This window comes from Vallitalea okinawensis (genome assembly GCF_002964605.1).
Taxonomy (GTDB): Bacteria; Bacillota; Clostridia; order Lachnospirales; family PQDH01; genus Vallitalea_A; species Vallitalea_A okinawensis.
In genome coordinates, this window is sequence record NZ_PQDH01000001.1 from 1,070,760 (window position 1) to 1,084,890 (window position 14,131).

Genomic DNA, 14,131 nt, shown 5'->3' on the forward strand with positions numbered 1-14,131 from the left:
CTAGACTTCAACATAGAGGCTGTTATAATACCGATTTATATTGCCCTGGTGTAACACCTTCATATTTTTTAAAAACTCTAATAAAAGCATTACTATAGGTATAGCCTACTTTATTAGCAACTTGACCTATTGTCTCATCTGTTTCTTCTAATAGCTTTTTAGCGTGATCTATCCGGACTTTATTAATGGTATTGAGAAGGCTGTCCCCCGTATCTTGTTTAAACAATTTAGATAGATACGCTGGTGTCATATTAAAGTGTTCTCCCAACATAGAAACATTCAGATCAGTATCATAATAATGTTCAAGTATAAACTCTTTTACTCGTTTACTCAGGTCATTGGATTCATCATTATTTAATTCTAGTTTCTTAACCATACAAATTTCAGATAGAGTATGATCAAGTACTTTTCTCATCTCCTCTACTGAATGGCATTTCATCATTTTCTTAATTGGTTTTAAATCATCCAAAATCTTTTGTTCTTTGAAACCATTGATCGTCTTGATGATTGAACTTAATAAGTCAAACATGAGACATTGAACAGCTTCTAATGAAATCAAATCTTCCATTAAATGCTGGTCTAATATTTCATCCAATAGGTCTTTAGCTTTCTCATAGTTTCCTACTTTGATCAAATTGATAACTTGGTGTTCCTTCTCTATAGAATAATCGTATTTTCTCTTTGATTGTAACGTGTCCCCATAAAAAATTGTGTCAACATTGCCTAATATTTTCGTGTAAGCTAATGCATCCAAGGCTTCTCGATAGGCTTCTGAGATTCCCATTAATGAATCATGTGGAAAACTAATAGCCACTGTGAAATCAATGTTGAAGTTATCCTTAATGGGCTGATAAGCTTCTTGTATGATATCTGTTAAATAGCCTGGATAATATTCTTCTTTGGCAAAAGTTATATCGCTTAATATACATGCCAGAATTTCCTCTGACTCTACAATGGTGCACTTGTTTTGCTTAGACATGACTTCATGAAATATATTACCAATAATAAATCTAGCTAAACGCCATTCATGCTCAACGTTTTTACTCTTACTGAAACGGGATAAGTCATGTATTTGAAAAGCCATCACAACGAAATGCTTATCCGTGAATTGAATATCATAGGCTTTTAATTGTTGTCGTAGCTCTTCTTCATCTTCAATTTTACCTTTAAGTACTCGAGCTAAAAAATTATTCTTAAACACTTTATTTTGCCTACTTAATTGACATTTCATTTGTTTTTGAATTTCAAAATTATGATCTAATGCGTCTTCAATATATTGGTATTCATTACCTACTATTTCTTCTTCCATTTCTGGTTTAACTCTATGAACAATTTTATTTAAAGGTTTATAATATTTCTTTGTAAATAAATAACCCAATATTATTCCGACTAACCCCAACAAAATAATAATACAAATGGTTTTATTTTTTAATTTCCTAGCCTCTTTCCAGAATAAACTCTCTGGCACTATTCTAACGTATTTAACATCTGTTACGTCGGATTCTAAACTAGATATAGCCACTTTATGTCCATCAATGACATCACGAATCACCTGATGATCTGATAGTTCTTCATATTTTAGCCCATTAGGAAAGCTTAAATCACCTTTTGAAAATATCAACCTATTTTGGCTGTCTAAGATGCATAGAAGCCCTTCTGATAAATATTCATCTTCTCCCATAACTTTGCTAATTCTGCTTTCATCAAGTTCTATTACTAATGTTGCAGTCATAGAGCTTTTATAGTTTATTGGTAGGGATTGTAAATATAACAGTTTACTCACTTCATCACCTTCACCAGTCAAATAATTAAACCGGTTGATCTCTCTTTGATAGTTTCTTTTTACAATACGTCTAAAGAGGTCAGCATCAACATTAAACTGTTCTGTTGTAAACAAATCGAGATAACTGGTGTATACGGATTCGTTCGTTATTAATAAACCAGGTTTAAAGACATATAGATATATATTTTTGCTCAAATCATTGGAGGTATTATATAATTTTAGATTCTTCAATGCTTCACGTAATACATATCTATCGTCTATGGTCAATTCTTCTTCCATGTTGATGACAGATTGAATAGTAGGCGTTAATCCTATGATATGAGCTGTTTGATCAATGGATTGAATTTCTCCATCTATCAACCCTTTGATTTGTGATAAATAAGCACTATTTAATTTGCTTATTTCACTTTCCATTGTGCTAGCAAACAAATTATAAATACCAATACTAAAGAATAATGCTATGCATACAATGATTAAATAAGATAAATACCATTTCCTGAATAAACCATGATTTTTCACAAGCATCCCCCTTGTCCCCTCTATCTCTCTTCTTAATTGTAGCATAGGAATGGGTGTGAATAATATCATTTTGTCATTATTAATTATTGAAAACGATGATGAATATATAGAATTAATAGATAAAAAATGAAAAGAGCATTATGTGGATACTTTCTAGCATCCACATAATACTCTTTTAAAGTAATTTACGCACTAACTACATCAAGTTATTTCCATCAACTTCACCATCAGCCATCTCTTTTTCTACTTGTGTCACCATGCGACGAACCATCTCTCCGCCAAGCTGACCAGCTTTAGCCATGGTACCAATTTGATGGGATGTAAGATTACCCATATAAGGGTGATCAGGTTCTGGAACCTTCTCAGGTATACCTTCTGGTACTCCGTCACTATCATTCATGTTTATCTGATTTAATGTATTACTATTAGATACTGCTTGATTATTATTAGGCATACTGTTCTTAATATTTTTATCAAACTTCAAAATGGACACCTCCTATAACTAGCCTAACCAATCAAATGATTTTTTACACCTATTCCTCAATTTTACAACAGAACATAATATACTATGATGCAAACCAGGAGCAAGATGATTTAATTTCTAAATCCTTTTCTTCATCCAATCTTTCGTTTAGGCTGATAAATAACCCAGTTAATGAAGCAATGGTAAAGGGTCTAGCTAACAAAAGTATGCTTTGTTTTGAAAACATAAACCACAACTGTGCCGTGACACCATTAATAACCTCAAATAATTCGCCTAATTCTATTATTACAAAAGGTGTATGAAAGATTATACTACTCAATAGGTAGACGATAGCAACACTTTTTATTTCTTTTCTTGTAAGCAACATACTCGTCTTAACAAAAGATCCTTTTTCTTTTCTTAATACCGCTATATAGGTTGCAAAAATCATTCTTAAGGTTAGCCATATCATGATTAAAAATGAGAGAATAGCGATGACTATACCAAAATAATTTTGAAATATTAAAACTGCAAAAAAAACACCTAACAAGGGGAGAATCATATAAGCAAGTATCTCTAGGTCAGCTAATAAGTATTTCCAAAACTTTAATTTACTCATTTTAATAAGTGTTCGCCACTCCATATCTCTATGTTCATAGTAAAGTGAGCATAGTATAATCAGAGCAATAGAAAATAAAAAAGTGAAATATAGATAGGGTATGTAGAGTATGAGTTTACCTATGAGGTACGATATGTTATCAGTGGGTATATTCAGCCGGTTTACTAGTAGAGAATACCCATCTAAAAAAAACTGTACTATGAAAATCAATAAGGAGTATACAATAAGTGTCGTAAATTTTTCTTTATAGATATAGATGGCTTGCTTCAAGATACGCCAAGGTAGTATCCTTTCTTTCATAATGATCACCCCAATGAAATATGTATATATTTACCATTATAAAGTTTCCCACAAAAAAAGGCAACCCATAATGGATTGCCCTATTATACATATATCTTAGTACCAACCACGTAATTTCATTGGTGCTGCTACTGTTTTAATAGCGATACGATAAGCAGCTTTACGCATTGGAATTGAGAATTCTTCCATATAGCCAATAACTCTATTGAAAGCTTGAATCATTTTCTTCTCTTGCTTATCTTGAACTTCATCAAAGTTCCAATAATAGTTGTGTAAGTTTTGTACCCACTCAAAGTAAGATACTGTAACACCACCAGCATTAGCAAGAATATCAGGAATGACTAAAATGCCTTGTGCATTAAGTACTTCTTCTGCTTCTGGAGTAGTAGGACCATTAGCACCTTCAGAAATGATTTTAGTTTTGATTTTATGAACATTACCCATATGGATAGAGTTTTCTAATGCACATGGACAAAGAATATCACTTTCAATATCAAAGATAGCTTCACGATCAATCATCTCTGCATCGCCTTTGAATTCAGTTAAAGGTCTTCTTTCTTCAGCGAACTTCATAAGCTCGTCAATAGGTAGACCATTTTCATTATATAAACCGCAAGAAACGTCAGATACTGCAATTACTTTTGCACCCATCTCTTCAAGGTATAAAGCTGAATAACTACCAACATTACCAAAACCTTGAACAACGACTTTTGCGCCATTTAAATCTAAATTTTTATATTTAGCAGCTTCTCTTGCCATTAATGCTACCCCATAACCAGTAGCTTCTTTTCTACCATGGCAGCCACCAAATTCAACTGGTTTACCAGTAAATGCACCTGGTAATGTACGTCCAATACCTCTTAAACGAGAATATTCATCTACCATCCATGCCATTGTATTACCATTAGTATTTACATCTGGAGCAGGAATATCTTTTCTTTCACCAATAATTGGTGCGATCGCTCTTACATAACCACGAGCTAATCTTTCAAGTTCTTGATCAGATAATTTAGATGGATCTACTTCAACCCCACCTTTAGCACCACCATATGGTAAGTGAATAACTGCACATTTTAATGTCATCCATGTTGCTAAAGCTTTAACATCATCTTCATCAACACGTGGATGGAAACGGATACCACCTTTTGTTGGACCAGGAGCATCATTATGTTGAACTCTATATCCTCTAAATACTTCTGTTGAACCATCATCCATTTTAACTGGAATATTTACTTCAAAAACTCTTAAAGGATTTTTTAGTAGACGGTGTACTGCTTCTTCTTCCCCCATCTCATGACATACGTCTTCAATTTGTTGTTGTACAATCTCAAATGGATTTAAAGTTTTTTCGCTCATATCTAATTCCCTACCTTCCCTTATTTATAGCACGGATTTCCTTTACAACTTTATTTTAAACCAAAAAAATTGATGAAGCAATACCTTAACCCAAAAAGATTTTAAGCGCAATTCACCGTCATAGTATAGAATTTTTTGAATATTTAAATCAGGCTCTAATCTTTGATTTATGAGCCCTTTTTTCCTTTTCTATACAAGTCTTCAGCAGAACTTTCGGCAAATTTGGTCCAGATGCCTTCTTCAAATTCATTAAGTTCGTAGTACAAAACTTGGCTTTCCTTTAAAATTTTCTGTACATTTAGATAATCCTTGGTTTCTATTCGGAGACGATCCATAAGAATAGTATAGTCAGAATGCCTATTATTATTCAATTCTTCAAACACACGCCCTAAATTCCCCAGAATCATGTCTCTTAAAATATTTTGGAAATACTCTTCATAGGTGCCCCAATAAGAAATTTCTCCATTTCCTTCTTCATCACCTAGTAAACTTATGCGTTCTCCTGTATATTCATACAAGAAAGGGTATATATCAAAGTAATCATTGATGTCAAACTGACCTATAGGCATTAAAATACTATCAGCTTGACCTGTAAGATCCTCATCATTCTCTTCATCAACTTCAAGAATATATTTCGTATGATTATCAATAATATGAGTAAATTTTTCGGCTAACTGACCTATAACATATTCATCATCAAAAACCTTGACCATTTCCATAATAATATCTTCTTCAGATAGACTCATATGTTTTTCATCATCTAATAGATATTTTTTAGCTACATCATATATCTTTTTAGGTTCTTTATGGAATAAATCCTTAAAAATATCTTGCTTATATTCGTCAAAAGCACTAAAAAATTCTTTATCCTCATTGATTTCCTTAATTTCTGCTGGGGTAAAGACTTCATTTAATGCATGATCTTCTCTTTCTTCAAAGTACTCTAGTATGACATTTTCAAGTATTTCTTTTAGCTCTTTACAACGGTGATAAATGACTTTGTAATTCTCATCATTTAAAATAACATCAAAGGCTTCTGATAATGTATCAAAAGCTTCCATAGCAGTTCGTGTTAAACTCTTTTTTCTTTCATCTTTATAAATTTCTTCAAAATATCGTATATAAAACTCCTTTGTTAAATACTCTTCATCAATTAAATCTAACAAAGTATTCATTCGCTCTTGCTTATCCATTTTAGTCCTCCTCACTTCTCACTTAAATATCTCAATTATTAAACCATATTTTTTATATAAAATCAAATAGAACCTTCATCAACTCTTCTTTCAGTCTATATTATTGACTATATTCATTTACTTCACACATTTATGCTTTTTTTCAGCCACTGTCACTAGGTTTTTCCTTGGTTATCATGCTTATTTTGTGCTAATTTTTTGATGCTATTTCGATAAAATTGTTGTATACTATTAAGGTATGAGATTGAAATGCAAATTTAACATTCTTATTGTATGAAATATACGGTAAATAGTTAGAATAGATAATATATACACACACAAGGGGAGAGAAAATAGATGTCCAAAAATAAAAATCCGCTAAGAAAATACTTGAGAATCGTCACTGCAATTGTCGTACCTTTTTTCGTCATTTGGCTAGTCGTTGTTGGTGGTTATACCCTTATGAACAATGATAGTCAAGAACAACCCCCTATTGATAAAAGTCAAACATCCTTAACTGAAGAGAATCCAACAGAACCAGAAACAGTATCTGTCGTTACAACTGAAAACGAATTAATTACAGTAGCAGTACTTGGTCTTGATGAAAGTGAAGCTTTAACTGATGTTATGATGATAGGTGTATTTAATACTGAAACCCATATGATTGATACATTTTCCATACCTCGTGATACTTATATACAGCTCAGTGATGATGCTGCTAGTAAGCTACAAGCTCCAAAAGTCCTTAAACTTAATGGCTTACATGCATATGCTAAGGGGGCTGGCGTGGAAAATCCTGAACAATACACATTAAGCGCTATTGAAGAGATTATTGGTGTGGATATAGATCACCATATTAAAATCTCCTTAGATGTATTTAATGAAATGGTAGATGCTATCGGTGGTGTAGAAATATATGTACCTGAACTCATGGAGTACCATGATCCCTACCAAGACTTATATATCTATATTGAGCCTGGTACTCAAGTTCTTGATGGCAAGAAAGCCGAAGACTTTGTTCGTTACCGCGCCACTTATACAAACGGTGATTTAGATCGTATTGAAATGCAACATTACTTTATGCAAGCCTTTATGAAGTCTGCACTTGAACCTGAAATTGTTAAGCAAATACCTGGTATCATTTCAGCACTGTATTCTAATTTATCCACTGATGTGGGCATATGGGATATACTGGCCTATACCAAGTACCTCGATGATATATCCACAAACAACTTAAGATCCTACACTATTCCAGGAGAAGCTATGTACATTGATGACGTTTCTTATTTCGTTTATGATAGTGAAAATGTGAAAACCTTTGTTGATGAAAAATTAGCTATTGGTGCTCCTGAGATTGTTGAAAGCAAGGGATTAGCTATAGAAGTACTCAATGGTGGTTCAACAAATGGTCTTGCAACAAAATTTGAAGACATTTTATCTGATGATGATTACACTGTCATTTCCGTTGGTAACTATGAAGGCTCTCGTATTGATCAAACTCGTATTTATGTTAAAGAAGAAAAATATGGTCAAGATCTGATGTCATACTTTATTGATGCCAAAGTAGTTGTCGATAATACTGTAATACCAGATGGTATTGATATTCAAATCGTTATTGGCAGCAGTGAAAAATAGGATACTAAAACCTACAGATTTTATATCTGTAGGTTTTTTATAGTATTTTTAACCCATGATTACCTCGATCTTGTGTCCTTTATTATCTTTAAAATCTGGTAATATGTTTCCTTCAATAGGATTACCGTCTACATAAATTACTTTAATCCCCTTACTCACATGTACTGAATTATCAACAGAAATGTGGTAGGTTGCATTTCTGAATTGACGTGTATATGAATAACCATCCCAGTCTTTTGGAATGCTAGGATCAATTAAAAGCCCTTCATAAGTGGGTCGTACCCCTAAAATCCATTGTGTACCTACACGATGAAGCCATTGGGATGATCCTGTGTACCATGTCCAGCCACCTCTACCAAAGTAAGGAGACAAAGGACCGTCTGAATTACCTGGTGTTACATAGGGTTCTGACATATAGGCATCTGGGTCGTCAGAACGATTTGGCGGACATATACGTTTGTATGCTTCATAGGCCAACTCTGGTTCTCCTATCATCGTATAAGCCCAGACTGCCCATGTGGCTGCATGTGTATAAACCCCACCATTTTCACGCAATCCAGGAGCATAACGCGTTATATAACCGATATCTCTTCGTACCTTACTATAAGCTGGGTATAAAAGTAACGTACCATAATCCTTTAATAAGTACTTAGTTACACCTTCCATCACTTTTTGGGAGCACTCTTTATCAGCTACACCACTCATGACTGCCCATATTTGCGGATTTAAGAAGATTTGTCCTTCATCATTTTCTTCGGAACCTACCTTAAGTCCTTCATCAGTGGTTGCTTGCAAATACCACTTTCCATCCCATCCATACTTATTGATGCTTACTTTCATAGCTTCATTTACACCTTTACATTTTTCTGCAAAAGCCTGATCACCTTTATCTATTGCTAGAGGTATAAATTCTGTTAAAATCATATACAAGAATTCTCCAACCCAGAAGCTTTCACCTTTCCAGTCTTGTCCTATAGCACTTAGACCATCATTCCAATCATGATCACCCATTAAAGGTATTCCACGAGGACTAAATCGCTGGAATACTCTTTCAATAGCTCGTTTACAATGCTCATAAACAGTAGCTTCACCACCATCTAAAAAAGGAACAACTTCGTCTAATACTGAGAAATCTTTGGTCTCTTTTAGGTAAGCATCAAGGATAAATGGTAACCATAATAAATCATCAGAACACTTGGTTCTTGGTCCACCACCGCGTATAGTGAACCACCAATGAAGAACATCACCTTCTTGGAATTGTTGCCCTGCATGCATTAAAATTTGTTTTCTGGTGTATTCTGGTTGATTAATGAGAAATATTTGAGAATCCTGTAGTTGATCACGGTAGCCAAAGCCAGCACTTGTTTGGTAGTAAGCTGATTTTCCCCATAGGCGGCATGAAATTGACTGATACTTTAGCCATATATTAGTCATAATATTCATAGCCTCATCAGGTGTATTTATTTTTTCTGTATCAATAAACTGAGTCCAGAAATGATGAACTTCTTCAAATGCCTTTTTTGAAGCTTCTACACTACTATACTTTTTTGCTAATTCCTTTGGGTCTTCTTTATCTTTCTGTCCTGCTCCAATGGTAAAGACAATGGTTTTACTTTCTCCAGGATTTAAGACTACTTCCACCTGTAGAGAAGCTGCTGCATCAACAAAGCGTCCAGTTCTCATAGCTAATTGATCATCTTTCATAGCTGCTGGTGATGCTTCTTGTCCATACATACCGATGAAAGATTCTTTATCTCCATCATAGGATTTAGGCTCTTCACTCACTGCATGGAATGCTGTATAGTCCCAATCAAGGTTATTACTACGACCTTTTTCATCTTTAAATCCCCATAAATATTTATTAACAAGCAGACCGTTAATGTCCTGATTATATTCTGAATCGATAAAAATTTTGTGGAACTCTCTATGTTCATCTGGTGCAAATCCTAAGCCCCATTCAAAATAGGAAGATACATCTAATGCTCGTCTACAATTACTGTCATTCTTAAGAGTCACTTCCATTATTTCTACAGGAGCATTTGGTACAACAAACACCTTCATTTCACTGTTAATATTATTTACTTTTTGACGAAAAATGGAGTATCCAATTCCATGTCTAACCTCGTAGTACTCATAATCAGCCATAACAGGTTTCCATGCAGCTGACCAAAATTCTTTTGTTTCAATATCACGAATATAGACATATTTCCCCCATGGGTCTTTAATAATATCTTGCATAGTTCGTGTAATTCTATTTTGTCCCGCATTCCCTCTCCAAGAATAACCTCCACCAGTTTGCGACACCATAAAACCATAATCACCATTACTGATAATATTTGCCCATGGCTTTGGCGTTCTAGGGTTTGTTATAACATATTCTCTGCCATCTTGGGTAAAATAACCATATTTATTCTCAAACTTTTTTACTTCTGACATCTTTATTCTCCCCTATTCTATTTCAATTCACTTTAATCTCCTTAATGAATGGCTGGATTAGTTTAGTTAATCCATCTCAAGTTGTTCAATTTTTTGAATAGCTTCATTAACCATTGCCTTATCATATACAAAAGCATCTTTCACTATTGTATAGATCTCTATTGCCTTATTCATTTCATTCTGTTCTTCATATAATTCGCCAACTCGTATCAAAATTTCAGGCAGATATCTGTTATCCAGTTGGAAATAGGATTTAAATGCATCTTTCCCCATACCAAGATCAATTTTCTCATTGATAATATGATCGATCTGAAGTTCTGCCTCTAAATAAATATTGGGCTTTGGTATAGCATAAGGGCTATCCCATATCTCCAAAGCTTGCTGCAATCCTCCTTGGTAGATATAACCCGATTCATCCTCTTTCAGTACCCTTTTTCCTTTTATAGCTACAATATAGTCACCTTTTTCAAAATTACTCATAGCCATTTCATAATATTCTTTTGAACGGTTATATGACTGAAGCCAAACCCAACTATATGAAACAATAATAAATCCTAATATGATTAAAACTAAGCGTAACTGTTGTTTTAACATGTCTCATCACTCCTATTTCAATCCCACTCCTGTAAATGCCTTTATAAAATTCTTTTGCATGAAAAAGAAAACAATTACAACAGGAAGGGTAATTAACGTGGTAGCTGCCCATATTTGTTCTAAGTTTTCACCTGGAATAGAGCTTTGAAACTTAAAAAGAGCTAATTGTAATGTCATAAGTGACTCGTCTCTAATATAAAGTAATGGTCCAAAAAAGTCATTCCATGCTCCCATAAAAGTTAGTATAGCTACTGTGGATAAAGCAGGTTTAGCCATGGGTAAAACCACCTTCCAAAATACCAACCACTCTGAACTACCATCAATTCTGGCAGCTTCTAAATAAGCATCCTCTATTTGCGTCATAAACTGCATCATCAAAAAAATATTATAAGCACTTATTGCTGCAGGTATAATAAGAACACGGTATGTATTTACCCATTCCCAATTGTACATCATCATGTATGTAGGTATGAGTAATAAAATACCTGGAATCATCATTGAGGCCAATATTATTTTCGTTAGAATTTCTTTTTCTGGGATATCGCACTTAACAATACCATATGCTACCATGGACGCAAAAATCGTATTCAACAATGTAATACTACCAGCAACAAAAATGGTGTTAGCAAATAATCTTGGTATATTTAATGTTTGAAAAACCCCAATATAACCTCTAAAAGATAACTCTGTTGGAAATGCATTAGGTTGATGCATAATTTCAGGACCAGTTTTAAAAGAATTCATAATCATAAAAGCAAAGGGATACATGACAACAAAAAGCCCTAGAATTAATAACGTATAAATAATAACCATTTTAGGTTTTACTTTTTTTATTGGAGTTCGATCTTTTTGCTTGTTCTTTGTCGGTTTACTTAAATTATTGAGCATTATTTGATCGCCTCCTCTTTATTTGAATTTAATATTTTCATTTGTAACATTGTTAGTGTGTATATCAATAAAGCCAACAGCAACCCTATCGCTGCTGCACTACCCATTTGCATTTTATCGAATCCTTTAGCATAAAGATACATGACTGGAGTTAACCCTGAATTGTAAGGTCCACCAAGTAAATCAAAGTTCATGAATACTTCCGTAAACATTTGTAGTCCATTTATAATATTCATCGTTAATACAAATATGATCTGTGGTTTTAACAAGGGTAAAGTTATTTTAAAGAGCTTCTTAAACCACCCTGCCCCATCTATATCTGCAGCCTCATATACATTTTGATTAATGGAAGCAAGTCCTCCAAGAAAAATAATCATCTGTACTCCAAACCATTTCCAACTATTAAATATCGCTAATATCGGCATCGGTAACCACTTACTGAACCGCCAAAAGACCGGCTCTTTAATGATTTCCCATTTCATCATTAAGGACTGAAGGGGTCCTTGAGGACTGGAAACAAAATTAAAAAGTACCATCGCTACAGTTATTGATGTTATAACAGGCAAAAAGTAGATAGTCCGAAATAGAGAACCAGCTACTGTAATTTCTTTAAGTAACAATGCAAAAGTTAATCCAATAACAAAGGTTAAGGTTATAAAAATGATTTGATTATAAAAAATATTAAAAACAGATTTCCAGAATAACTCATCCGTTGCTGCTGTAACCCAATTCTCAAAACCTACAAATTGTGCTTTCTCTGGTTCTAATAAATTAATCTTTTGAAAGCTATTCTTAAAGGCAAGAAAAATTGGATAAACTTGAAACACAGCAAAAAAGAGAATAAAGGGTGATATAAAGAAATAACCCCATTTTTGTTTATTTGATAGCTTTAGCTTTCTTCCTCTCATTGCTTTCATTCCTTTCAAGAAAAATGCCTGCAACTTCCTTTAGGAAGTTAAAGGAAATTACAGACAACATTATTATTTCGTCAATACTTCTCTAGCCTTCTCAGCAGCCTTATTTACCGCTTCTTCAGATGATATTTTTTGTTCAATCACTGTTTCTACATAAACTTGTTGAATAATATTGGCTACTTCATCTAGTTCTGCTATAGGTTCGTTTGGAAGGGTGTTTTGGAGCTGATCAACAAATGGTTTTGCTTCTGGACGTTGGAAGTATGGATCATTCACTAATGATTTCAGTGTTGGTAATTGACCTAGAGCCTTACATGCAGCTAAGTTATATTCATCTCTCATAAGAAATTTCACAAATTCCCATGCAATCTTTTCTTGCTCCGGATTACTCTTAAAAATCATTAAGGCGCGACCATCTAAGGTTGACCAATGGGTATCACCTTCTTTAGGTGTAGGAATTGGTGCAACTCCTACGTCTTCACCTATTACCATAGGTTCACCCTGGGCTTCTTTTAAGTTAGCCTTCCACCCATAGCCAAACTGCAACCACATACCCACATTTCTAGCAAAGAAATTATTCTCCATTGTTGGAGGTGCTAATTCCTGTGCACTTCTTATAAAATCAAAAAATTCCACCATATGGGCATCCGGTTGATCAAATACGATATCTGTGCCATATTCATTAAATAATTGATATCGACCATCATTCATGTTATAGTATATTTGTGATAACATGGTCCAGTACCATCCACCCCATGCCAATGCGTCATTCCAGAAAATTGTACCGTAGACGTCGGAACCGTCTTCTCTGTTAGGTAGTTCATCAATTTTCTTGGCTGCTTCTAAAAATTCGTCAAAGGTTTGTGGTGGATTCTCTGGATCTAATCCAGCTTCTCTAAAAAGTTCTTTATTATAAATCATTAATTGGGTTGTTGCATTCCAAGGAACGTAATAAACCCCATCAAAATTTCGCATTACATAATTCTCACTGATACGGTCAAAAACTTCATTGTAATCGTCAAATTCTTCATAATTAACTAAATTGCCTGTTTTTGAATACTTCGCAGGTTGATAGCCAAACACCCCTGCATAAATATCTGGTGCATCTCCAGCCGCAATGCGTGTATCCACATTTTGATCATCAGACAATGTTACAGATACATTAGGATACTCATTTTGAAAATAAGGTACTATTTCATTTTTCATAAAATCGATATAGTCACCTGATGGGAGCGCTATAGAAATTTCTCCTTCAAAATCCTCTTTACTGATTTCTTTTTCATTAACTAGGTCTTGACTATGATTGTCAGTAGTACTAGATCCCTCAGTCTTTGTGGTATCGCTAGGCTTATCTTGGCTACAACCCACAAAAACACTGCTTAGTAAACTTATTGTCAGTACTAATGCAATGATTTTTCTCACTTTCTTCATTATGATTCCTCCTGAAAGTTA

General features: G+C 34.0%; 11 protein-coding genes. 1 reads left to right on the top strand and 10 read right to left on the bottom strand.

From position 1 onward, the window contains the following. Positions 1–22 precede the first annotated feature (22 nt). From C1Y58_RS04915 to C1Y58_RS04935, 5 genes are all read right to left on the bottom strand, one after another. Positions 23–2,302, bottom strand: coding sequence for a helix-turn-helix domain-containing protein (locus tag C1Y58_RS04915; protein WP_170311521.1), 2,280 nt, complete (start codon positions 2,300–2,302; stop codon positions 23–25). A gap of 196 nt (positions 2,303–2,498) precedes the next feature. Continuing rightward, positions 2,499–2,786, bottom strand: a complete 288-nt coding sequence (locus C1Y58_RS04920) for a small, acid-soluble spore protein, alpha/beta type (protein ID WP_105614859.1) — start codon at positions 2,784–2,786, stop codon at positions 2,499–2,501. A gap of 82 nt (positions 2,787–2,868) precedes the next feature. Next, positions 2,869–3,684 (bottom strand): hypothetical protein, encoded by an 816-nt coding sequence (locus tag C1Y58_RS04925; RefSeq protein ID WP_105614860.1) that lies wholly within the window; start codon positions 3,682–3,684, stop codon positions 2,869–2,871. A 96-nt stretch (positions 3,685–3,780) separates the two neighbouring features. Further along, positions 3,781–5,040, bottom strand: a complete 1,260-nt coding sequence (locus tag C1Y58_RS04930; RefSeq protein WP_105614861.1) for a Glu/Leu/Phe/Val family dehydrogenase — start codon at positions 5,038–5,040, stop codon at positions 3,781–3,783. A 167-nt stretch (positions 5,041–5,207) separates the two neighbouring features. Continuing rightward, a complete protein-coding gene (locus tag C1Y58_RS04935; protein WP_105614862.1) occupies positions 5,208–6,233 on the bottom strand; it encodes a hypothetical protein in 1,026 nt (341 codons plus the stop codon). Positions 6,234–6,569: 336 nt separating this feature from the next. Between C1Y58_RS04935 and C1Y58_RS04940 the strand changes: the two genes are divergently transcribed. Continuing rightward, positions 6,570–7,847: an LCP family protein gene (locus C1Y58_RS04940; RefSeq protein ID WP_105614863.1), complete on the top strand. Its 1,278-nt coding sequence runs from the start codon at positions 6,570–6,572 to the stop codon at positions 7,845–7,847. Positions 7,848–7,895: 48 nt separating this feature from the next. Here the strand turns inward: C1Y58_RS04940 and C1Y58_RS04945 are convergent, their stop codons facing one another. The 5 genes from C1Y58_RS04945 to C1Y58_RS04965 all read right to left on the bottom strand — a co-directional run bounded on the left by C1Y58_RS04945 (position 7,896) and on the right by C1Y58_RS04965 (position 14,110). Continuing rightward, the gene (locus tag C1Y58_RS04945) at positions 7,896–10,283 is read right to left on the bottom strand and encodes a glycoside hydrolase family 94 protein (protein WP_105614864.1); all 2,388 of its coding nucleotides are present in this window, start codon (positions 10,281–10,283) and stop codon (positions 7,896–7,898) included. 66 nt (positions 10,284–10,349) lie between these two features. Then, a complete protein-coding gene (locus tag C1Y58_RS04950) occupies positions 10,350–10,877 on the bottom strand; it encodes a hypothetical protein (RefSeq protein WP_105614865.1) in 528 nt (175 codons plus the stop codon). A 12-nt stretch (positions 10,878–10,889) separates the two neighbouring features. Beyond that, complete coding sequence (locus C1Y58_RS04955) at positions 10,890–11,765, bottom strand: carbohydrate ABC transporter permease (RefSeq protein WP_105614866.1); 876 nt, start codon at positions 11,763–11,765, stop codon at positions 10,890–10,892. After that, entirely contained in the window at positions 11,765–12,673 is a 909-nt protein-coding gene (locus C1Y58_RS04960; protein ID WP_105614867.1) for a carbohydrate ABC transporter permease, read from the bottom strand. The genes C1Y58_RS04955 and C1Y58_RS04960 overlap by 1 nt, the downstream gene beginning before the upstream one ends. A gap of 72 nt (positions 12,674–12,745) precedes the next feature. Further along, positions 12,746–14,110 (bottom strand): extracellular solute-binding protein, encoded by a 1,365-nt coding sequence (locus C1Y58_RS04965; RefSeq protein ID WP_105614868.1) that lies wholly within the window; start codon positions 14,108–14,110, stop codon positions 12,746–12,748. Between the last annotated feature and the right edge of the window lie 21 nt (positions 14,111–14,131).

Excerpts from the sequence above, each read along its gene's own strand:
- C1Y58_RS04945 (WP_105614864.1), bottom strand. The coding sequence starts at position 10,283 with ATGTCAGAAGTAAAAAAGTTTGAGAATAAATATGGTTATTTTACCCAA.
- C1Y58_RS04955 (WP_105614866.1), bottom strand. The coding sequence starts at position 11,765 with ATGCTCAATAATTTAAGTAAACCGACAAAGAACAAGCAAAAAGATCGA.
- C1Y58_RS04930 (WP_105614861.1), bottom strand. The coding sequence starts at position 5,040 with ATGAGCGAAAAAACTTTAAATCCATTTGAGATTGTACAACAACAAATT.
- C1Y58_RS04925 (WP_105614860.1), bottom strand. The coding sequence starts at position 3,684 with ATGAAAGAAAGGATACTACCTTGGCGTATCTTGAAGCAAGCCATCTAT.
- C1Y58_RS04950 (WP_105614865.1), bottom strand. The coding sequence starts at position 10,877 with ATGTTAAAACAACAGTTACGCTTAGTTTTAATCATATTAGGATTTATT.
- C1Y58_RS04935 (WP_105614862.1), bottom strand. The coding sequence starts at position 6,233 with ATGGATAAGCAAGAGCGAATGAATACTTTGTTAGATTTAATTGATGAA.
- C1Y58_RS04965 (WP_105614868.1), bottom strand. The coding sequence starts at position 14,110 with ATGAAGAAAGTGAGAAAAATCATTGCATTAGTACTGACAATAAGTTTA.
- C1Y58_RS04940 (WP_105614863.1), top strand. The coding sequence starts at position 6,570 with ATGTCCAAAAATAAAAATCCGCTAAGAAAATACTTGAGAATCGTCACT.
- C1Y58_RS04960 (WP_105614867.1), bottom strand. The coding sequence starts at position 12,673 with ATGAGAGGAAGAAAGCTAAAGCTATCAAATAAACAAAAATGGGGTTAT.